Here is a 19,229-nt window from a genome sequence, read left to right as displayed (position 1 = left end):
GAGGTCCCCGCCGTGCCCCAGCTCGCGTCCACCGCCCCCGCCGCCGCGCCGCCCCACGGCACCCGCCCCCGGGCCACCCTCGCCGTCACCGCCGCGGCCACCGCCGTCGCGCTGATGAACTACACGGCCCCGATGCTCACCCTCCCCGACATGGCCGCCGCCTTCGGGACCCCCGCCTCCGCCCAGGCCTGGCTGCTCAACGGCACCCCGCTCGGCCTCGCCGTCCTCCTCCTGGTGGCCGGCAGCCTCGCCGACGCGCACGGGCGCCGCCGGATCTTCCTCCTCGGCACCCTCGCCCTCGGCCTCACCACCGCCCTCGGCGGCTTCGCGGGCTCCACGCTCACCTTCACCGCGGCCCGGATCGCCCAGGGCGCCGCGAGCGCCGCCCTCCTCGCGGGCAGCCTGGGACTGCTCGCCCACGCGTACCCGGCGGGCCGGGACCGGATCAGGGCGACCGGGATCTGGGGGGCCTCGGTGAGCGGCGGCATCGCGCTCGGCCCGCTGCTCGCGGGCGCCCTGAGCCTGGTGGACTGGCGCCTCGCGTACGAGGCGCTGGGCGTGGCCGCGCTCGTGATCGCGGTGGTGGGCGCGCGCACGCTGACGGACGACCGGACGGCCGGTGGGGCGGGGTCCGACGAAGCGGCGGCGGGACCGGAGAAGCCGGGCACCCGCCTTGTCCTGGCGGGACCGCAGAAGCCGGGCACCCGCCAGGACATCGCCGGCGCGACCGCCCTCGGCCTGGCTCTCGCGGCCCTGCTCACCGCCCTCACCCTGGGCCGGGACGGCTGGCTGCGGCTCCCCGTGGCCCTGCTGCTCCTCGCGTCCGTCGTGCTGACGGCCCTGTTCGTGGCCGTCGAGCACCGGAGCCGTACGCCCATGGTGGATCTGGCGCTGCTGCGGCGGCCCGCGTTCCTCGCGTCGACGCTGGGGGCGCTGTTCACCGGCCTGGCGGTGATCGGCCTGTTCAGTGTGGTGCCCGCCCTGCTCCAGGGCGGGGCGGGGATGTCGCCGCTCGGGGCGGCGTGGCTGTTCGTGCTCTGGTCGGGCACGGCGTTCGTGGTGGCCCTTCAGTCGCGCCGTCTCGCGGGCCGGCTCTCGGCCCCGTACCAGCTGACCCTCGGGTTCGTCCTGTCGGCGGCGGGGGTCCTGGCCCTGCTCGGCGCCCTGGAAGGCCCGGCCGACGCGTGGCCGCGCCTGCTCCCGGGCCTGGTGGTCGCGGGCGCGGGCAGCGGCCTCCTCAACGCGGCGCTGCCCCGGCTCGCGGTCGACTCCGTACCGCCGGAGCGCGCGGCGATGGGCTCCGGGGCGAACAACACCGCGCGCTACATCGGCTCCTCGGCGGGTGTGGCCCTGATGCTGGCACTGGCGACGACGGGGACGGGCCCGGACACCGCGGTCCTGGTCGCGGCGGCGCTCGCCCTCACCGGCGCGGGGATCACCCTGACTCTCGGACGACGGCCGCGCCGGTGAACTCCTCAAGGGCGAGGATCGCGTACCCCTCACCGGACATCAGCACCCGAACGAAGACCGCCCCATCCACACGCGGCACGACACCCCTAGCCCGCGACCAGCTTCGCCCAGACGACGAGCCGGTAGGCGCTGCTGAACTCGGGGGTGCAGGTCGTGAGGGTGAGATAGGCACCGGGGGCCCCGTAGCCGTACGAAGGCTTGACGAGGGACCGGGGAACATCCCGGATCACCCCCACGTCGCGGGGAGCGGTCCGCGGCAGGATCTGATCGACGCGATAGGTGTACGTGGCGTCCCGGGTCCGCACCGAGATCACGTCCCCCTTCGCGAGCCGGTTGATGTACCGGAAGGGCTCGCCGTGGGTGTTGCGGTGCCCGGCGAGCGCGAAGTTCCCGGTACGGCCGGGGGCGGCGGTACCGGGATAGTGCCCGGCGTACCCCTTGTCGAGAACGGACCGCTTGGAGACGCCGTCGGCGACGGGAACGGTGAGACCGAGACGGGGGATGCGGAGGACGGCGAAGGCGGACGAGGCCGATGTGTCACGGCCGGAGGGATCGGCGGTGGGACGGGCCCGGACGACGCCGTCACCGTCCACGGAACCGCCGGCGGCGGGACCGGCGGAAGGCCCACCCGACGGCCCCGCCGAAGGACCGGCCGAGGGAGCGGCGGACAGCCCGGTGGAGGGACCGTCGACCGGGAGAGAGATGTCCCACTCCCGCTCAAGCACCCGCACCTGCCGCCCGGCCTCGGCACGGGCCTGCTGGTTGGTCCACCAGAGCTGATGCACCACGAGAAGCAGAACGACAACACCACAGGTGACGACGGTCTCGGCGCACACCCACAGCACGCGGGCACCCGTACGGCGCCGCCCCCGCGACTGGACGACGACCGGCACCCGCTGCCCCACCCTGGCCCGCACGCGGGGCACGATAAGCGCTGAGGCGCCAACTCTCCAGGCCCGTACAGCAGTACGGTGGAGAGCATGCGCCCCGACACGCCTGCCGCCCACACCACCGAAGCCGAGCGCCTGCTGCGCACGGCAGCGCAGTACCCGGGAGACCGGGAACCCCTCCACCTCCAGGCCGCGGCCCACCTGGAACTGGCGGGCGACCGCGAGGCGGCGACGGCCCTCTACGACGCCCTCCTGTCCTCCTCCCCCACGAACCCGCTCCTGATCAGGTCACTGAAGGCGGCGAACCTGTGGGAGTACGGCCACGAGGCCGAGGCCCGCGCGATCATCGAGGGCGTCCGACGGGCGAGGCCGCAGGACGCGGCGCCGTGGGAGATCGCGGCGGAGACGCTGGAGGCCCACGACGAACTGGAGGCGGCCGAGTCCACGCTCACGGAAGCGGCGGACCTCCTGGTCACCACCGAGGAACTCCCCCACGCGACCCAGTCGCTCCTCACCACGCGCCACCGGGTCCGCAGAATGCTGGCCCTGCCGCACGACGCCGGGGACGACCTGGCGGACCGCCTGCACACGGCGGCGGTCCCCCTGGACGAACTCCACGACCCGAAGCGCCTGTGGTCCCTCGGCTCGGAGGACCCGGCGGAACTCCAGGCCGAGATCGCCCGCCTCCGCTCGGAACTGGGCACGTACCGCACGGCGCTCTCCCGCCCGTTCCCGGTGGCGGTCCTCCACTGGCCGGAACCGGAACTGGACGAACTGCTGGCGGCGTACCCGGAACTGGAGGCGGAGTACCCCACGTACCGCGCCCACCTCACGGACATCGAGGCCTCCCTCAGAGAACTCGCCCAGGCGGGCACCCCGAACCTGGGCATCGTCCGCGCGACGGTCCCCTCCTACGAAGCCTTCGCAGCCTCGGAATCCACCCACCCGTCCAACGCGGACCTGCTCCCCCAGTACGCGACGACCCTGGCAGCCCGAGCCCGCGCAACGACCTGGCCCCCGGCCCGCACGGCGGCCTGCTGGTGCGGCCGGGCCGCCACGTACGGGGAGTGCCATGGGGGCGCTACGACCTGAGCCGGACCTACCCCGTCGTCATGCCCCAGCCTCGCGCCTTGGGAGAACCATCCCATCCGTCACCGGACCGCCAGACCGAAGCGATCCCGTGGCCTTCGAGGTACGGGGCATAGACGCCGATTTCTTCAGAAAAGAGCCCTATGAGGAAAAGCTCAGGCTGATCTCGGTAGAGGAAGTGTCGGTACTCGTAGAGCTGCCCGAGCGCCTCACGCACCGCCACCGTCGGGTTTCCACCTCGGACGACCTTCGCCTCTACGAGCCACTCCTCGCCCGCATCCCCGCCATGCCGGCGGAGTACAAGGTCCTTGGGATGCTGTAGATGCGTGATGGGGTCGAATCCACGCTTCACGACATGGCCGCCGAAGTCTTCGACGAGTTTCTCGTGGCTTCGTCGCTTGACCTGCTGCCGAGCCTTGATCTCCACCACGTAGTCACTGCTGTCCTTCGGATGGAAGCCAGCGAGCGGGTCGGCGATCGGGCCTACGTGGACATGCGGCTCGTACGACATCTCCAGAGCGTCCGCGTCGTCACCCATCCACCACACGCGGTCCGCTTCCTGCACTCGATGCAAGAACGCGATGCCGGTCAGCAGGTCTTCCACCAATGTGACATCACTGGGCAAGCCAGCCGTGTCATACGTCTTGGCGATAACGCTGGCCGCCTCGTAGGCCCTGGGGCGAGCCGCCTTGTCCCGAAGCTCGGGCTCGTCCACCCAGCCCTGCGCCTCCTGTCGCCGCACGGCTCGACGGAGCCTGGCCGCGTGATGACGAAGGTGCTCTTCGCGCGCACGCCCTCTCCCCAGCCGCTCCTCCAGCCACGTGATGCCCTGCTGCAAGGTCAGCGTCACATTCTTCAGATCGGCACTGAAGATGTAAGCGAGGTAGAGGCCCCTCTTGGGATCCTTGTCGCCTTCTTCTGCGAAGACACCGATCCAAGGCGTCGCCGCCGGAGTGGTCTGACCGCCATGCCCTTCCGCCTTGTATCCATGCGGAAGGGCGAGGTCGGTGCGGCTCGCCACGCCTCGCAGCACCTGCTGTCCAGCCACGTCTCGCCTCGAACCAGCGGTTCGGTCATATGTGCTCGCTACCTCGCTGAGCAGATCTCGCATCCCCATGCGGGAAATCTAGATCACGGCGTCTTCTCGGGGATATGGGCTCGTGCTAGCTCGTCACCTCGCTGAGGACCCGTCCTGAGAAGCCACACGGTCCTCACAGCCCGAAGTCAAAGCGCGCTTGGGCCGCGTCCAGGACATCGTCGGTGTCATAACCGTGAGCGTCCACCCAACGTAGGAGATCCGCGACCACCTCGATCACCGCGTCCTTGGCCGTAGCGGCGGTCACCTTGGTCGCGTTGACCGCCCGAGGAGAACTGATAGCGCCATACAGGGAGATCATGGCTTCCGCGCGCGTGACGCGCGCGCCACCACTGTGGCCATGGGGAGATGTGAGGTCGGTAGCGATCTCACACCAGGTGCCCTTGTGGTCCGGCCCCACCAGGACACCCCATCGATCCGCGATCCCATCCACCAGCGCCAGGCCCATGTCCGCCTCGTCGTCCGACGTGAGGACGGCGAGTGTCGGGTGCGTATGGACTCCCGAATCTCTCACCTCGATCCGTAGGAAGGTGCCACGCATCGACAAGCGCAGCGATGAGGAAGTGCCCGCTCCTCCCTGACGGAATACGAGCGAAGCCAACTCTCCCGCGCAGAGCTGAGCCGCTTCGCTCTGCCGCGACAACCCCCAGAGCTTCAAGTGAAGCCGCACCACACGCCGCAGCCCGGCGATCTCCCCTGGCTCCGCCAGGAACTGCAATTCCCACGGCTTGCGCACCATGCAGCCCTCCTCGGTCACTGCCCGCTCCCCTTTCGCAGCTCGGCCCAGACCTGTTTCCCCCATCGGTACAGCTCGGTACCCCACCGGTCCGTGAGGGCGTCGACAAGGAGCAGTCCTCGTCCCCGGGTCTGGTCGTCGGCGACGTCGCTTCTCAAAATCGGGATGGCCTTGGATCGGTCGACTACACCGAGGCGAACACCGTCCGTGGAGGGTCTGGCGACGATCACACGGATCAAAGGGAGTCGACTGTGACCGACCGCGTTGGAGACCAATTCGGTGATCACGAGGCGGGCATCAGAGATCAGGGCTTCCAGACTCCAGAGAGTCAGTGCCGTGCTGACCAGCCTGCGGGCGACCGCCGCGCTCTGCGGTTCGCGCGGGAGCGTCTGCGAGTACGCGGGGTGCCCTGTGGGATAGGAGTAAGCGGGCGCTGACCTCAAACCGCTAGCCGCAAGCACAGATTCCTCACCTGCGAACGGGTGCGCCCCCGCAGTACCCCTGGCGCCATTCGAGGGGGACACCAAAGAGGCGAAAGCTCGAAAGTCCGTTCGCGGATCAAGCGCGTCGGACGCCGTCGAAATCGGGGCTGGAGCCTCACGCCCTTCGCCGTCACTCACGTGGCTGAAAGCCACCATTCGTCCTCCCTCAATCACCATGTGGTGGTTTCGTGTTCCCCTAGCGAACCGTGATTCGCGGCGGGCGGATATCCCCGCCTAGGCCTCGACGCCGTCAAACCCGTCAAAGATTGTTCTCATGTGAACAGGGGCGCCGCATGACGCGCAGGAACGACGAACTGGCTGGAGTGATCGAGACAGGCTGGTCACAGCCCGTGGTGGCTGCCGCAGTGGTGCGCGTCGCGGCGGAAGCTGGGGCCGACGAACTTCTCAACGTCACACGCTCACACATCGCCATGTGGATCGCTGGAACCCGGCCCCGGGGCCGGGCAGCCGACGTCTTGCGAGAAACTCTGTCGCGACGGTTGGGACGTCCACTCACACTCACGGAGATCGGCCTCAGGGGGAACGCCTCGGATACGGCCACCGAGTCCGAGTGGGACACCGACACGCTGACGGCTCTGTTCGACCTATGGAGGAACAGCATGGACCGCGAACGCCGCCGCCTCCTCGCCGGCGCCGCCGTCTACTCGGTCGGCGGATTAGTCCTGCCCAGGGATCCGTGGTGGGACGACGCTCCGCAGCGGGCGCGCTTTCGCGTGGCCGACCCGAACCGGAAGGTCGGCGGGATCGAAGTGCGGGCCGTTCGCGAGATGACTGAGTTCTTCGCCCGACGCGATCAGCGCCACGGGGGTGTCGACGGTCGAACGGCCCTCTACCAGTACATCGTCGACGATGTCGCCCGGTACATCGGCGGAGTTTTCAGCAGCGAGAAATCCCGGCGGTCTCTGTACTCCGCAGCAGCCGAAGCAGTCTACGTGGCTGGCTGGATGAGCTTCGACGCCTCTGAACACGAGTACGCACGACGCTACTTCACCCTTGCCCTCCGGCTTGCCGCCGAAGCCGACAATGCTCCCCTCGCTGGGCACATCCTGCGGGCGATGGCCCATCAGGCCATAGATCTGGGGCACATCAGAGCGGCCTTGGACCTCGCCACCGCCTCTACCGAGCGCAAGAGATACGACCACGCCACCCCGCGCGAACGAGCCCTGATCGGCATCGTGCGTGCGCGGGCGCTGGCCGTGGACGGCCAGCATCGAAACGCCATCGCCGCGATTGGCCAAGCCGAATCCGACCTCGGGCGGGCTGCGGTAGGCGACGACGAACCGCAGCGAGTGTGGTTCTTCCAGGAGGCGTCCCTCGCCCATGAAACCGCCCGCACACTATGGGCTCTGAGAGACCTCGACGGCGCCCTGCGTCACTTCCGCGCCAGCGTTCGACACCGTAGGACTGACTCCTTCAGTCGAACCCACGCTGTCACGCTCGGCTACATGGGCACCGTTCAAGCCGGACAGGGCAATATCGATGCGGCGTGCCACACCTGGTCCCAAGCCCTGGACGCCATGGACGGCGTGCAGTCCGGTAGGGCACGGGAGGCGGCCGCCACCATGCGTACGGTCCTTTCACCCTTTCGCAATCGCGGAATCCCCTCCGTCACCGACGTGGACGAGCGAGCCCGGATCGCGCTCCGACGAGTAACCTGACGGCGTCGAAGTCGCCCTATCTCATAAGTGAGTTGACGGTAAGAGAGGCCAAACTGTGCCTGCACGGTTCATCGAGGTGCCCGTCATCGCCGACGTGGTCGGGGGCCACAGCGGGCGGCTCGACGACTTCAAGGGTGGTGTGGAATCAGTCATCCGCCTGCGGCCGGAGTTCCCCGTCGAGACCTTGCAGGGCATCGAGGAGTTCTCGCACCTCCAGGTCACATGGTTCTTCAATCTTGGTTCACCGGACGATGTCGCGCTCCATGCCCGCAGCCCTCGCGACAACCCCGCGTGGCCGGCGACCGGCACCTTCGTCCACCACAACCATCGCCGTCCTGCCCGGCTGGCTACTTCCTTTCCGAGGCTGCTCAAGGTCGACGGGCGCGACCTGCACGTCGTGGACCTCGACGCCGACGACGGCACTCAGATCGTCGATCTCGTCGCGGTGTTCCAGGAGATGCTCCCTCGCGAACCCGTGACTCAGCCGACGTGGCCGGGCGAGATGCTCACGGACTACTGGCGAGACGCCTCCGAGCGCTGAGGCAGTGGGGGTGGGTGGGATGTCCGGGGCTTCAGGCCCCGCTGGTCACTCCCGGTGGGTCGCGGCATGAGTAACTGCGCATAACTCGGAGTAACTCGCCCGAGAGAGACGGGCAATCACGGCGAATCGCCCTTATCGGGCGATGAAAGTGCAGGAAACTCTCGCCGCCCGCTCCCACCACCCACGGAGGGCGACCAGCGGGGCCTGAATCCCCACCCAACGACGGCGGGCAGACGCTGAGCGCCGCCGGGCCGCCCCAATCAACAACCGCGCACCCCGAAACAAGGCAAAGCGGCCCACCCCGCCCGGCCACGAACCAAGCCCCACCCCACCGACCGGCAGACGCACCCCGACGCCGCCCACTGCCCGAAGCCCCGCGTGGTCACGCCCTCGGCCGCCCTCCGAGTGTGAAAAGGCGGCCTGCACCGCCGGGTCAAGGGTGGGCGCAGCCCATCGCGCAGCGACGCGACGCAGGAGCGCCCTTGACGCGGTGGTGCAGGCCGCCACACTCGGAAAGAGGGCGGCCGCGCCCGCACTTCCGTTGCCGGTTCGCCCGTAGTGCCCGGCCGTTGCCGGGCTATTCGGCTGCCAGGGCCGCGTTCACGGCGGCCTCCGCGTGAAGTCGTGCCGTGGGGAAGACCGGGACGGGGCTGTCCTCGGGACCGATGAGAAGCTCGATCTCGGTGCAGCCCAGAATGATGCCTTCAGCGCCGTCGGCGACCAGTTCCGCCATGACCTTCTGGTACGCGGCGCGCGACTCCTCCCGCACGATGCCCAGGCAGAGTTCCTCGTAGATCACGCGGTGGACGATCTCGCGCCCAACAGCGTCCGGGGTGTGTACGTCCAGTCCGCCGACTTCCAGGCGACCTCGGTAGAAGTCCTGCTCCATCGTGAACGCCGTGCCCAGCAGGCCGACTCGGCGCAGGCCCGACGCCCGTACCGCCTCCGCCGTGGCGTCGGCCAGGTGCAGCAGAGGCACCGAAACCGCCGTCTCCACCTGGTCGGCGACCTTGTGCATGGTGTTGGTGCAGATCAGCACCATGTCCGCGCCCGCCGCCTCCAGAGCCCGTGCGGCCGCAGCCAGGATCTCGCCCGCCTCCGTCCACCGGTTCTGGACCTGCAACTGCTCGATCTCCGCGAAGTCCACCGAGTAGAGCACGCACCGCGCCGAGTGGAGCCCACCGAGGCGGTCACGCGTGAGCTCGTTCAACAGCCGGTAGTACTCCGCCGTCGACTCCCAGCTCATCCCACCGATCAGCCCGATCGTCCTCATCGCCCCGCCCTTCACCTGCACATGGAGTTCAGCCGCTCCTCTTCATGGTCACCCACACGAGCGCTCTTCACTCCGCGCATCCCTTCGCGCACTCTCCGTGCTGTACGTTCGCGCAAAACGGCCCTCGCTGATGGCGCCAACCATCTGCGAGGGCCTGAACCACTAGCGGAACTGGACTCCACCGTGATCTACCGGCACTTTAACGCGCCCTCCCATGCCTTCAGTCAGTTCTCGCACGAGATCATTCGGCATCCTCGGCTCACCTCCGACGCCGTTCGGCTCCTGACCTGGCAGCTCTCCCTCCCCACCGACGCGCGCGAGTCGTTCTCCGCGACCGCCCGACGTGCCCGGATCGGGGGATGCGCCTTCACCCGCGCCAAGCGTCAGCTGAAGGAGGAGGGGTTCGTGCATGAACGGCGTGTTCAGGGACCCGGCGGGCGATGGGTCACCCAACAGCTCGTCTCCAGCACCCCGTTGACCTCCGACGAGGCCGTCGGCCTCCTCACCTGCACGAACCGCGTATCCCCACAGGTCGCGCCGAGTCCCCGGAAACCGGCCGCCGGTCGGCCGACCACCCCGTCGACCGACGGTCATCCAGACAAACACCTGAGGGTAGACACCTCCAACCCTCCGGCCGAGTCGGTCGAGCCGGCCACATCGGCCGAACCGGCCGAGACCGTCGATGCGCCCGCATCTGCCCCCGTACCTGTCGGCGGCACGCCTGCCGACCCTCACTTCGAGGGCGCCCGCGCCCTCGTCGGAGCGCTGCCCCTCCTCTCCCCCGCCCTGCGGCACATCCCGCCCGGCATGCGCGACGAGCTCACCCGCCTCGCCGCCCGCTGGCTCGACGCCGGGCACTCGTCCGCCGACGTCCACGAGCACGTCCTACGCGGCCTGCCCGGCACCGGCACGCCCGTTCACCGACCCGGCGGACTCGTCCGCCATCTCCTCCGCGACGTCCCACCCCGCGCTCTGCCGACCCCGCCCACACCTGCCCCCACACGGATCCGGCTCTCCGTCCGCCTCGAAGGCACACGCGAGTGCGCCGGCCACCACACCCAGCCCATGCTGTTCCGGCCCCTCGCCGACGAGACCCTGTGCCCCGCATGCGCCACGCCCGCCCGTAACGAGCCCATGTCGGTGCCCGGCGGGGAACACACCCGCGCCCCCTCGTAGGCTCGAAGGGCAACCAAGCCGAGCGAAAGGCCCCCCCATGCCCCGCATCCCCTCCCCCGTCATCGCCGCCGCCGGACTCGTGGGGGGTTACGCCGTGGCGCGTTGGACCAAGAAGCGGCCCCTCGGTGGGGTCGTGCTGGCGGGGGCCGGGGCTGTCGCCGCCCGGGAGTGGCAGCAGGTCGGTGGGGCCAAGGTGGCTGCCGGGCTCGGGACCGCCTACGTCGCCGCCTTCGCCGGGTCCCATCCGCTGGCCAAGAAGATCGGGGCCTGGCCCGCGGTGTTCTCCGTCGCCGGAGGCATGGCCGCCGCCTCCTGGGCCGTCACCCGCGACCGGGGCTGACCCCGCCCGGGGGCGGAGTGTGCACAAGCCCCCTCAGCCCCCCACCCCATGGCTCACCGTATAGATCAGCAGCCCCGCCAGTGCTCCCACCACCGTGCCGTTGATGCGGATGAACTGGAGGTCGCGGCCGATGTTCGCCTCGATCTTCTTCGAGGTCTGGGTGGCGTCCCAGCCTGCGACCGTGTCCGTGATCAGGGACGTGATCTCGCCGCGGTACGTCGTCACCACGTACGCCGCCGCGTCCTCCGCCCAGCCCTCGACCTTCGACTGGAGGCGGGAGTCCGTCGACAGGCGCTTACCGAGGGAGATCAGGGAGGCGCGGGCGCGGAGGCGGAGCTGGCTGTGGTCGTCCTCGGCCGCCGCGATGATCAGGTTGCGGACCGACGACCAGGCCGAGGCGATGATGTCCTGGACCTCGGGGCGGGCCAGGAGGTCGGACTTGAGGCGTTCGACGCGGGCGCGGGTGTCGGTGTCGGCCTGGAGGTCGGCGGCGAAGTCGCCGAGGAAGCGGTCGATCGCGCCGCGCGCCGGGTGGCCCGGCATGTCCCGCATCTCCGTCACGAAGCGGAGGAGTTCCTTGTAGACCCGTTCGCCGATGCGGCGGTCCACGAAGCGCGGGGTCCAGCCGGGCGCGCCGCCCTGCACCGCGTCCATCACGGATTCCCCGTGGGTGACGAGCCAGTCGTGGGCGCGGGTGCAGACCAGGTCGACGGCCCGGTGGTGGGCCCCGTCGGCGACGATCCTCTCCAGGGTCTTGCCGAGGCCGGGCGCGATCTCGGCCGCCTCGGCCCGCCGGGTGATGGCCTCGCCGACGACCGCCTGGACGTCGGAGTCGCGGAGGACGGTGAGCGCGCCGCGGAGGGCCGTGGAGAGTTCCGCCGTCACACGGTCCGCGTGGGCCGGGTCCGACAGCCAGCCGCCCAGGCGGGCGCCGATGCCCAGGGCCGCCAGCCTGCCCCGTACGACATCGGCCGACAGGAAGTTCTCGCCCACGAACTGGCCCAGTGACGCGCCCAGCTGGTCCTTCTTCGTCGGGATGATCGCCGTGTGCGGGATCGGCAGGCCCAGCGGGTGCCGGAACAGGGCCGTCACCGCGAACCAGTCCGCGAGCGCGCCGACCATGCCCGCCTCCGCCGCCGCGGCGACATAGCCCGTCCAGGCCCCCCAGCCCGAGTTCTCGGCCCAGGTCGCCAGGGCGTAGATCACCGCCACGGCGAGCAGCAGCGCCGTCGCCAGCGTCTTCATGCGGCGGACGCCTCTGCTCTTTTCCTCGTCCGCCGCCGTGTACGAAAAACTCACCATCGACTGCCTCCCTACCTGAGGGACTCCCGGCGGTCCTCCCGAGTTCCCCCGTACATCTTCGCGATCACCGTCTCGATGTCGGGTTCCCGCACCGACAGGTCGATCAGGGGATACGCCCCGGCCACCGCCGCCACCAGCGGAGCCGCCGATGCGGTGGCCGGGAAGGCCAGCCACTGGCGGGGGCCCTCCGACCGTACGAAGCGGGCTCCCGGGACCTCGATCGGCCGCAGCTCCCGCTCCAGGTCCACCACCAGGAGCCGTTCGCTCTCGCCCACGGCGTGCAGGCCGGCGAGTCCCCCGTCGTACATCAGGCGTCCGTGGTCGATGACCATCACGCGCGAGCAGAGCTGTTCGATGTCGGTGAGGTCGTGGGTGGTCAGGAGGACCGTGGTGCCCCGTGTGGTGTTGAGGTCGCCGAGGAACTCCCGCACCCTCGCCTTGGACACGACGTCCAGGCCGATCGTCGGCTCGTCCAGGTACAGCACCTCCGGGTCGTGGAGGAGGGCGGCCGCGATGTCGCCGCGCATCCGCTGGCCGAGGGAGAGCTGCCGTACCGGTACGTCGAGGAGTTCCCCCAGCTCCAGGAGCTCCACGCAGCGGCCGAGGTTCTCCCGGTAGCGGGCGTCGGGGATGCGGTACATCCGGTGCATCAGCCGGTACGAGTCCCGCAGCGGCAGGTCCCACCAGAGCGTCGTCCGCTGCCCGAAGACCACCCCTATCCGCTGCGCCAGCCGGGTCCGCTCGCGCGAGGGGTCGATGCCGGCGACCCGCAGCCGGCCGCCGGTGGGGGTGAGGATGCCGGTCAGCATCTTGATCGTGGTCGACTTCCCGGCGCCGTTCGGGCCGATGTAGCCGACCATCTCGCCCCGCTCGACGCCGAAGCTGATGCCGTCGACCGCCCGGACCTCTCGCTTCTCCCGGCGGAACAGGCCCGCCTTCCGGCGGACCGTGAAGGTCTTCTCCAGTGCGTCCAGTTCGATGAACGGCACGCCCGCCTCAGCTTCCTGTCGATCGGTACGAATGGATTCCGGCCCGCCACGCCAGCGCCGCCACCCCGCAGCAGACCGCCGCCACCAGCGGCGAGGCGAACGCCGCCCACTCCGGCACCCCGGCCGGGGCCGGCCGGCCGAGGACGTACAGCACGGGCAGCCAGTTCACGAACGCCAGCGGTACGACGTACACGACGCCCCGCACCAGGTCCTGGGCGAAGATCGTCGGCGGGTATCCGAGGAGGGTGTTCCCGCCGTACGTGAACGCGTTCGTCACCTCCGTCGCGTCCTGCATCCAGAAGAGCGCCGACGCGCCCAGCACCATCAACGCGGCGAAGATCACCGCCCCGCAGACCACCGTCACCGGCAGCAGCAGCACCTTCGGCGGTGTCCACTCCACGTCCAGCAGGACCAGGGCCCAGACGAGGACGAAAAGGCCCTGGAGGATCCGGCCGAACCGCCGCAGCGCGAACTTGTCCGCCGCGACCTGCGCGAGCAGCGGCGCCGGGCGCATCAGGAACGTGTCGAGCGAGCCGTCCCTGACCCGCTTGCCCATCCGCTGCAGCGAGCCCATCGTCAGGTCCGCGATCCCGAACGCCGTGCCCGCCGTCCCGTACAGCAGCGCGACCTCCGCGAACGCGAAGCCGCCGAGGCCCTCCACCTGGCCGAACATCAGGATGATGACGACGAAGTCGAAGAAGGTCACGCAGAAGCCGGTGACGAGCGTGAGCACGAAGGACGAGCGGTACGTCATCGTGGAGCGGATCCACATGCCCGCGACCATGCCGTACGTACGCCAGGAGTCGGCGAGGAGCCCGTCCGGACGTTCCCAGGAGTCGCCGCCGACCCCTTCCGTACGCCCTCCGGAACCGCCGCCGAGCCCGTCCACGCACCCTTCGGAGTCGCCGCCGAGCCCGTCCGTGCCTCCTTCGGAGTCGCCGCCGAGCTCTTCCGTACGCCCTCCGGGACCCGCGTCCACCCCCTCCGCTCCCTCCACCCGCGAGGCCTCAGCCACCCTGCACCACCACCTTCCGTGTCGCCGCCGCCTGCGCCGCCCGCCCCGCGCCGAACAGGACCAGCGCCCAGCAGCCCTGGAAGGCGTACGCCCCCGCGAGCGCCCAGCCCTCGTACCTCCCCAGGTACACATCGGCCGGCACCTGGAGCAGCGACGCCCACGGCAGCACTCGCGCGACCTCGCCGAGCGCGCCCGGGAAGACGTTCAGCGGGAGCAGCATCCCCGAGAAGAACAGGCCGCCCAGCCAGGCGACCTGCACCGCACCCTGACCGTCCATCAGCCAGAACGCGCTCATCGCCACCAGGTACCAGATCGCGAAGCTGACCGTGGAGCCCAGCGCCACGGCCACCAGGAAGGCGAGCCAGGCTCCCGGCCCGGACGGCAGCGTGAAGCGGAAGGCGAGCCAGCCGATCGCCATCGGGACGACCCCGCGGCCGAGCAGCTGGAAGGCGGACCGGCCCAGATTGGCCGAGAACCACCAGATCTGGAGGTCGGCGGGCCGGTAGAGGTCGACCGCGATGTCACCGGTCCTGATCCGATCGATGAGCTCGTCCTCGAAGCCGCCGCCCATCATCCCGCAGACCGTGATCAGCGCCTGCCCGATCCAGACGTAGGCGAGGGCGTCGTCCGCGGAGTAGCCGCCGAGCTGCGGGCGTTCGTCCCAGAGGGCGATGTACGTGTACGACAGGATGAGGCCGAAGACGGTGTTGGTGAAGACACCCGCCGCCGTCGCCACCCGATAGGTGGCATGGCGCCGGAACCCGCCCGCGGCCACCGTCACGTACAGCCGCAGCATGCCGCTCCCCCTTCCGGTACGTAGGACACCAAGTCCGTCAAACACGGAAAAACGCCGAAGCGCACGACCCTAGCGGGATCCGCGCCGACACCGCGACCGGATTTCCCGTCAGCTTCGGGTCGTATTCAGGAGTTTCGTCACCTTGGGGGCAATATGGGATGCCATGTCCCCTTCCTCCGGCACGAGCGACTCCGACGCCCCCCGGCCAGCCCGCCCGACGAGCTGGGAGCCGAGGGACCCCACCCTCTCCTCACCGAAGCCATCCCCCGCGCCGAAGCGCCGGCCCCGCCGCCTCCTGCGCACCCTCTTCGGGCTGCTCCTCCTCGGGACCCTGCTGCTCGCCGGCGCCTTCGTCGCCGGCTACCTCCTCGTGGAGATCCCGCCCGCCAACTCCGCCGCCGTCGCCCAGTCCAACGTCTACCTCTACCGCGACGGCAGCCCCCTCGCCCGGGACGGCGAGGTCAACCGCGAAAACGTACGGCTCGACCGCGTCCCGCTCACCGTCCGGCAGGCCGTCCTCGCCGCCGAGGACCGCGACTTCCACACCTCGCGCGCCGTCGACCCCAAGGCGATGGTCCGCGCCGCCTGGAACACCGTCACCGGCAAGGGCCGCCAGTCCGGCTCCACCATCACCCAGCAGTACGTCAAGAACTACTACCTGGGCCAGGAGCAGACCCTCAGCCGCAAGGCGAAGGAGTTCTTCATCTCGATCAAGCTGGGCCGCGAGAAGAGCAAGGAGGAGATCCTCCAGGGCTATCTGAACACCAGCTACTTCGGACGGAACGCGTACGGCGTCCAGGCCGCCGCCCGCGCCTACTACGGCAAGGACGTCGAGCGCCTCGACACCGCCGAGGGCGCGTACCTCGCCTCCCTCCTCAAAGCCCCCAGCGCCTACGACGTCACCACCCACCCCGAGAACCGCGCCAAGGCCGTCGCCCGCTGGAACTACGTCCTCGACGGCATGGTCACCGAGGGCTGGCTCAGCCGCGCCGACCGCGCCGACGCCCGCTTCCCCGCCCCCCAGACCGCCCGCCCCGCCACCGGTCTCTCCGGACAGCGCGGCTATCTCGTCCAGGCCGTCGAGGAGTACCTCACCGACCACGGCATCGTCGACGAGAAGACCCTCGCCGGCGGTGGCTTCCGCATCACCACCACCCTCGAACCCGCCAAACAGGAGGCGCTCGTCCAGGCCGTCGAGGAACAGGTCATGACCCGCCTCGACCCCACGCGCGCCCCCGCCGACCGGTACGTACGGGTCGGGGCGGCGGCCGTCGACCCCGAGAACGGCAAGGTCCTCGCCATGTACGGCGGCGTCGACTACACCCAGCAGTACGTCAACAACGCCACCCGCCGCGACTACCAGGTCGGCTCCACCTTCAAACCCTTCGTCTTCACGGCCGCCGTCCAGAGCGGGGCCCAGACCCAGCACGGCGAACCGATCACCCCGCACACGATGTACGACGGAAGCAACCGGCGCCCGGTCGAGGGCTGGAACGGCGGCCCGTACGACCCCGCCAACGAGGACGACGAGAACTACGGGGAGATCCCCGTCGGCGCCGCCACCGATCTGTCGGTGAACGCCGTGTACGCCCAGATGGCCGTCGACGTCGGCCCCGGACACGTACGGCGGACCGCGATCGCCCTCGGACTCCCCGGCTCCACCCCCGACCTCACCGCCTCCCCCTCCATCGCGCTCGGCCCCGCCACGGCCAGCGTCCTCGACATGGCGACGGCGTACGCCACCCTCGCCGCGCACGGCCGGCACGGCACGTACACGCTGGTCGAACGCGTCACCAGGGACGACCGGGAACTGACGGCACCGGCCGCCGAGACCCGGCAGGCGGTGAGCCGGGAGGCCGCCGACACGACCACGTCGATCCTGCGGAGCGTCGTCGAGGTCGGCAGCGGAACGGCCGCGCAGGCCGCCGGCCGGCCCGCGGCGGGCAAGACGGGCACGGCGGAGGACGACAAGGCCGCCTGGTTCGCCGGCTACACCCCGGAACTCGCGACGGTCGTCGCCCTGATGGGCCAGGACCCGGAGTCGGGCCGACAGGAACCCCTGTACGGAGCCCTCGGAGAGTCCCGGGTCAACGGCGGCGGGGCACCCGCCGAGATCTGGGCCCATTTCACCCGGGAGGCACTGGCGGACGCGGCACCACGGGACTTCGACCTCAGGCTGATGCCGGGGGCGGAGGCGCTGCCCCCGGTCCCGCCGACGCCGGACGGCCCGGAGGGCGCCGACGGAACCGACCGCACGGACCGGAACGACGGCACCGACGGCACCGACGGCACGGGCAGGGTCGAGGAGGCCGTCACGGCGGAGCGGACCAAGCGGCCCGCCGGACCCGACACCACGGACAGGCCCGACAGGCCCGATGCGGCCGGAGAGACTTACGAGACGGGCGAGGCGGGCCCGGGAGCGGCCTCGCGCGGCCCGAGAGCGGACTCGCGCAACCCCGGACCGCCCCGCCCCGGTCCCCGGCCCCGGCCGACGACCGGAAGCCGCCCCGCTCCTCCGGGCCGATGACCCGAGGCCGCCTCGTTCTCCCAGGTCAGTGACCCGACGTCGCCTTGAGCCCCACCACGGCGACCAGGAGCAGACAGACGAAGAAGATCCGGGCGGCGGTCGCCGGCTCCCCCAGCACCACCATGCCGAGCACCGCCGCACCGGCCGCGCCGATCCCGACCCACACGCCGTACGCCGTACCGATCGGCAGCGTCTTGGCGGCATGCGACAGCAGCACCATGGAGGCGACGATCCCCGCCCCGGTGAACACACTGGGCCAGAGCCGCGTGAAGCCGTCGGTGTACTTCATCCCGATCGACCAGCCGACTTCCAGCAGACCCGCGACGACAAGAAGAACCCAGGCCATGACGACAACACCTCCGCGAGACGGAACAACAGGGGTGCGTCGTCTTGTCGGAATCCCGGTACGGCGCGTCTCGTCGGGTGTCCCCAGGCTAGCAAAAAACGACGGAAGGCCCTGGTGACCGTGGTCACCAGGGCCTTCCGGAGAAGCCACCGCTACAGATAGAGCCCGGTCGAGTCCGTCGTGCCCTGGAACCGGTCCGCGGCCACCGCGTGCAGGTCGCGCTCCCGCATCAGGACGTACGCGACGCCCCGCACCTCGACCTCGGCACGGTCCTCGGGGTCGTAGAGCACCCGGTCGCCGATCTCGACGGTACGGACGTTCTGACCGACCGCGACCACCTCGGCCCAGGCGAGCCGACGCCCCACGGCGGCGGTCGCCGGAATCAGAATGCCGCCGCCCGAACGCCGCTCCCCCTCAGGGGAGTCGGTGCGGACCAGGACCCGGTCGTGGAGCATCCGGATGGGCAGCTTGTCGTGCGTGTTCTCGCTCACGGAGTGAACCTACCTGCCCGGCGGTGACGCCCGTGGCGGGGAGGGGTCATCCCCTGCCCTTGCGGGAGGACACGGCGAGCAGCCCGATCACCGCCACGGCCACGAGGGCGGCCGGCACCACGCGCTCCAGGCGGGGCGCGCCCTCCTCATCGGTGAAACGTGCCTTCACATCCGAGACGACTCGGTTGACGGCGACGAAGGCGCGTCCGGCGGTCTGGTCGACCGTCGAGGCGACCTTGGCCTTCGCGTCCCCGATGATCGTCTTCGGGTGCACCCGAATGCCGATCTCGTCGAGAGTGACGGCGAGCTGCTCGCGCCGGCGGACGATGTCCGCCTCGATCTGCGCAGGGGTCCTGGCGTCCGACACCGCGCTGCCTCCGTAGTCGTGATCCGGTCGTTGATGGACAGTCTGTCAGTTCTGTCGCCTCCGGGTCGTCCCAGACCCCCATTAGGCTCTGAACGCGTACGCGAACCATCCCGAGGAGAGCCATGAGCGAGCGACTGCAGCCCGGCGACACCGCCCCCGCCTTCACCCTGCCCGACGCGGACGGCAACGACGTCTCCCTCGCGGACCACAAGGGCCGCAAGGTCATCGTCTACTTCTACCCGGCCGCCCTCACCCCCGGCTGCACCAAGCAGGCCTGCGACTTCACGGACAACCTGGACGTGCTCGCGGCCGCGGGCTACGACGTCATCGGCGTCTCCCCGGACAAGCCGGAGAAGCTGGCGAAGTTCCGCGAGAAGGAGAACCTGAAGGTCACGCTGGTCGGCGACCCGGAGAAGAAGACCCTGGAGGCGTACGGCGCCTTCGGCGAGAAGAAGCTGTACGGCAAGACGGTCACGGGCGTGATCCGCTCGACGGTCGTCGTGGACGAGGACGGCAAGGTGGAACACGCCTTCTACAACGTGAAGGCCACCGGACACGTCGCCAAGATCCTCAGGGACCTCTCGATCGAGGCCTGACACGGGGCCGGGCCCGGGACGGGGGCGC

20 protein-coding genes and 1 riboswitch are annotated in these 19,229 nt (G+C 70.3%); of the genes, 8 read left to right on the top strand and 12 right to left on the bottom strand.

Features of this window, described 5'->3' with window-relative positions; genetic code table 11:
- Positions 1–12: 12 nt before the first annotated feature.
- Positions 13–1,470 (top strand): MFS transporter, encoded by a 1,458-nt coding sequence (locus ACH4MY_RS29785; RefSeq protein WP_398006818.1) that lies wholly within the window; start codon positions 13–15, stop codon positions 1,468–1,470.
- An 86-nt stretch (positions 1,471–1,556) separates the two neighbouring features.
- On the opposite strand, the gene ACH4MY_RS29780 is transcribed toward ACH4MY_RS29785, so the two are convergent.
- Positions 1,557–2,387, bottom strand: coding sequence for a class E sortase (locus ACH4MY_RS29780; RefSeq protein WP_398006817.1), 831 nt, complete (start codon positions 2,385–2,387; stop codon positions 1,557–1,559).
- Positions 2,388–2,450: 63 nt separating this feature from the next.
- Between ACH4MY_RS29780 and ACH4MY_RS29775 the strand changes: the two genes are divergently transcribed.
- The gene (locus ACH4MY_RS29775) at positions 2,451–3,452 is read left to right on the top strand and encodes an SEC-C metal-binding domain-containing protein (protein WP_398006816.1); all 1,002 of its coding nucleotides are present in this window, start codon (positions 2,451–2,453) and stop codon (positions 3,450–3,452) included.
- 7 nt (positions 3,453–3,459) lie between these two features.
- Here the strand turns inward: ACH4MY_RS29775 and ACH4MY_RS29770 are convergent, their stop codons facing one another.
- The 3 genes from ACH4MY_RS29770 to ACH4MY_RS29760 all read right to left on the bottom strand — a co-directional run bounded on the left by ACH4MY_RS29770 (position 3,460) and on the right by ACH4MY_RS29760 (position 5,919).
- Positions 3,460–4,470 (bottom strand): MrcB family domain-containing protein, encoded by a 1,011-nt coding sequence (locus ACH4MY_RS29770; RefSeq protein WP_398006815.1) that lies wholly within the window; start codon positions 4,468–4,470, stop codon positions 3,460–3,462.
- Positions 4,471–4,660: 190 nt separating this feature from the next.
- Entirely contained in the window at positions 4,661–5,284 is a 624-nt protein-coding gene (locus ACH4MY_RS29765) for an ATP-binding protein (RefSeq protein WP_398006814.1), read from the bottom strand.
- 14 nt (positions 5,285–5,298) lie between these two features.
- On the bottom strand, positions 5,299–5,919 hold the full coding sequence (locus tag ACH4MY_RS29760) for an ATP-binding protein (RefSeq protein WP_398006813.1): 621 nt from the start codon (positions 5,917–5,919) through the stop codon (positions 5,299–5,301).
- Between the two features lie 137 nt (positions 5,920–6,056).
- On the opposite strand from ACH4MY_RS29760, the gene ACH4MY_RS29755 reads away from it, so the two are divergent.
- Together ACH4MY_RS29755 and ACH4MY_RS29750 are read left to right on the top strand one after the other, a co-directional pair.
- Positions 6,057–7,442, top strand: a complete 1,386-nt coding sequence (locus tag ACH4MY_RS29755; RefSeq protein ID WP_398006812.1) for a Tat pathway signal protein — start codon at positions 6,057–6,059, stop codon at positions 7,440–7,442.
- 55 nt (positions 7,443–7,497) lie between these two features.
- The gene (locus tag ACH4MY_RS29750) at positions 7,498–7,983 is read left to right on the top strand and encodes a TrmO family methyltransferase (protein WP_398006811.1); all 486 of its coding nucleotides are present in this window, start codon (positions 7,498–7,500) and stop codon (positions 7,981–7,983) included.
- A 577-nt stretch (positions 7,984–8,560) separates the two neighbouring features.
- Here ACH4MY_RS29750 and ACH4MY_RS29745 read toward each other — a convergent pair.
- A complete protein-coding gene (locus ACH4MY_RS29745; RefSeq protein ID WP_398006810.1) occupies positions 8,561–9,256 on the bottom strand; it encodes an aspartate/glutamate racemase family protein in 696 nt (231 codons plus the stop codon).
- 807 nt (positions 9,257–10,063) lie between these two features.
- Here ACH4MY_RS29745 and ACH4MY_RS29740 point away from each other — a divergent pair.
- Together ACH4MY_RS29740 and ACH4MY_RS29735 are read left to right on the top strand one after the other, a co-directional pair.
- A complete protein-coding gene (locus ACH4MY_RS29740; RefSeq protein WP_398006809.1) occupies positions 10,064–10,432 on the top strand; it encodes a hypothetical protein in 369 nt (122 codons plus the stop codon).
- 37 nt (positions 10,433–10,469) lie between these two features.
- Positions 10,470–10,772, top strand: coding sequence for a hypothetical protein (locus ACH4MY_RS29735; RefSeq protein ID WP_398006808.1), 303 nt, complete (start codon positions 10,470–10,472; stop codon positions 10,770–10,772).
- Positions 10,773–10,805: 33 nt separating this feature from the next.
- On the opposite strand, the gene ACH4MY_RS29730 is transcribed toward ACH4MY_RS29735, so the two are convergent.
- The 4 genes from ACH4MY_RS29730 to ACH4MY_RS29715 are packed head-to-tail and all read right to left on the bottom strand — an operon-like array spanning position 10,806 to position 14,871.
- Positions 10,806–12,074: a DUF445 domain-containing protein gene (locus ACH4MY_RS29730; RefSeq protein WP_398006807.1), complete on the bottom strand. Its 1,269-nt coding sequence runs from the start codon at positions 12,072–12,074 to the stop codon at positions 10,806–10,808.
- A gap of 11 nt (positions 12,075–12,085) precedes the next feature.
- The gene (locus tag ACH4MY_RS29725; RefSeq protein ID WP_398006806.1) at positions 12,086–13,063 is read right to left on the bottom strand and encodes an ATP-binding cassette domain-containing protein; all 978 of its coding nucleotides are present in this window, start codon (positions 13,061–13,063) and stop codon (positions 12,086–12,088) included.
- A 7-nt stretch (positions 13,064–13,070) separates the two neighbouring features.
- The gene (locus ACH4MY_RS29720) at positions 13,071–14,078 is read right to left on the bottom strand and encodes an ABC transporter permease (RefSeq protein WP_398006805.1); all 1,008 of its coding nucleotides are present in this window, start codon (positions 14,076–14,078) and stop codon (positions 13,071–13,073) included.
- Positions 14,071–14,871, bottom strand: coding sequence for an ABC transporter permease (locus ACH4MY_RS29715; RefSeq protein ID WP_398006890.1), 801 nt, complete (start codon positions 14,869–14,871; stop codon positions 14,071–14,073). Before ACH4MY_RS29715 ends, ACH4MY_RS29720 begins: the two co-directional genes overlap by 8 nt.
- Positions 14,872–15,037: 166 nt before the next feature.
- On the opposite strand from ACH4MY_RS29715, the gene ACH4MY_RS29710 reads away from it, so the two are divergent.
- On the top strand, positions 15,038–17,401 hold the full coding sequence (locus ACH4MY_RS29710) for a transglycosylase domain-containing protein (protein ID WP_398006804.1): 2,364 nt from the start codon (positions 15,038–15,040) through the stop codon (positions 17,399–17,401).
- 25 nt (positions 17,402–17,426) lie between these two features.
- On the opposite strand, the gene ACH4MY_RS29705 is transcribed toward ACH4MY_RS29710, so the two are convergent.
- From ACH4MY_RS29705 to ACH4MY_RS29695, 3 genes are all read right to left on the bottom strand, one after another.
- Complete coding sequence (locus ACH4MY_RS29705; protein ID WP_093800677.1) at positions 17,427–17,747, bottom strand: multidrug efflux SMR transporter; 321 nt, start codon at positions 17,745–17,747, stop codon at positions 17,427–17,429.
- A gap of 33 nt (positions 17,748–17,780) precedes the next feature.
- Positions 17,781–17,847: riboswitch (guanidine-III (ykkC-III) riboswitch) on the bottom strand.
- A 52-nt stretch (positions 17,848–17,899) separates the two neighbouring features.
- On the bottom strand, positions 17,900–18,238 hold the full coding sequence (locus ACH4MY_RS29700) for a co-chaperone GroES (protein ID WP_015033852.1): 339 nt from the start codon (positions 18,236–18,238) through the stop codon (positions 17,900–17,902).
- 46 nt (positions 18,239–18,284) lie between these two features.
- A complete protein-coding gene (locus tag ACH4MY_RS29695; RefSeq protein ID WP_398006803.1) occupies positions 18,285–18,605 on the bottom strand; it encodes a DUF3618 domain-containing protein in 321 nt (106 codons plus the stop codon).
- Between the two features lie 122 nt (positions 18,606–18,727).
- Between ACH4MY_RS29695 and bcp the strand changes: the two genes are divergently transcribed.
- A complete protein-coding gene (gene bcp, locus ACH4MY_RS29690) occupies positions 18,728–19,201 on the top strand; it encodes a thioredoxin-dependent thiol peroxidase (protein WP_398006802.1) in 474 nt (157 codons plus the stop codon).
- Positions 19,202–19,229 lie beyond the last annotated feature (28 nt).

The organism is Streptomyces sp. NPDC017246 (genome assembly GCF_044331325.1).
Classification (GTDB): domain Bacteria; phylum Actinomycetota; class Actinomycetes; order Streptomycetales; family Streptomycetaceae; genus Streptomyces.
This window is presented reverse-complemented; position numbering and strand designations above follow the sequence as displayed.

Coding starts and splice junctions, on each gene's coding strand:
- ACH4MY_RS29765 (WP_398006814.1), bottom strand. CDS start 5,284: ATGGTGCGCAAGCCGTGGGAATTGCAGTTCCTGGCGGAGCCAGGGGAG.
- ACH4MY_RS29735 (WP_398006808.1), top strand. CDS start 10,470: ATGCCCCGCATCCCCTCCCCCGTCATCGCCGCCGCCGGACTCGTGGGG.
- ACH4MY_RS29755 (WP_398006812.1), top strand. CDS start 6,057: ATGACGCGCAGGAACGACGAACTGGCTGGAGTGATCGAGACAGGCTGG.
- ACH4MY_RS29705 (WP_093800677.1), bottom strand. CDS start 17,747: ATGGCCTGGGTTCTTCTTGTCGTCGCGGGTCTGCTGGAAGTCGGCTGG.
- bcp (WP_398006802.1), top strand. CDS start 18,728: ATGAGCGAGCGACTGCAGCCCGGCGACACCGCCCCCGCCTTCACCCTG.
- ACH4MY_RS29760 (WP_398006813.1), bottom strand. CDS start 5,919: ATGGTGGCTTTCAGCCACGTGAGTGACGGCGAAGGGCGTGAGGCTCCA.
- ACH4MY_RS29775 (WP_398006816.1), top strand. CDS start 2,451: ATGCGCCCCGACACGCCTGCCGCCCACACCACCGAAGCCGAGCGCCTG.
- ACH4MY_RS29740 (WP_398006809.1), top strand. CDS start 10,064: ATGCGCGACGAGCTCACCCGCCTCGCCGCCCGCTGGCTCGACGCCGGG.
- ACH4MY_RS29730 (WP_398006807.1), bottom strand. CDS start 12,074: ATGGTGAGTTTTTCGTACACGGCGGCGGACGAGGAAAAGAGCAGAGGC.
- ACH4MY_RS29745 (WP_398006810.1), bottom strand. CDS start 9,256: ATGAGGACGATCGGGCTGATCGGTGGGATGAGCTGGGAGTCGACGGCG.
- ACH4MY_RS29710 (WP_398006804.1), top strand. CDS start 15,038: ATGTCCCCTTCCTCCGGCACGAGCGACTCCGACGCCCCCCGGCCAGCC.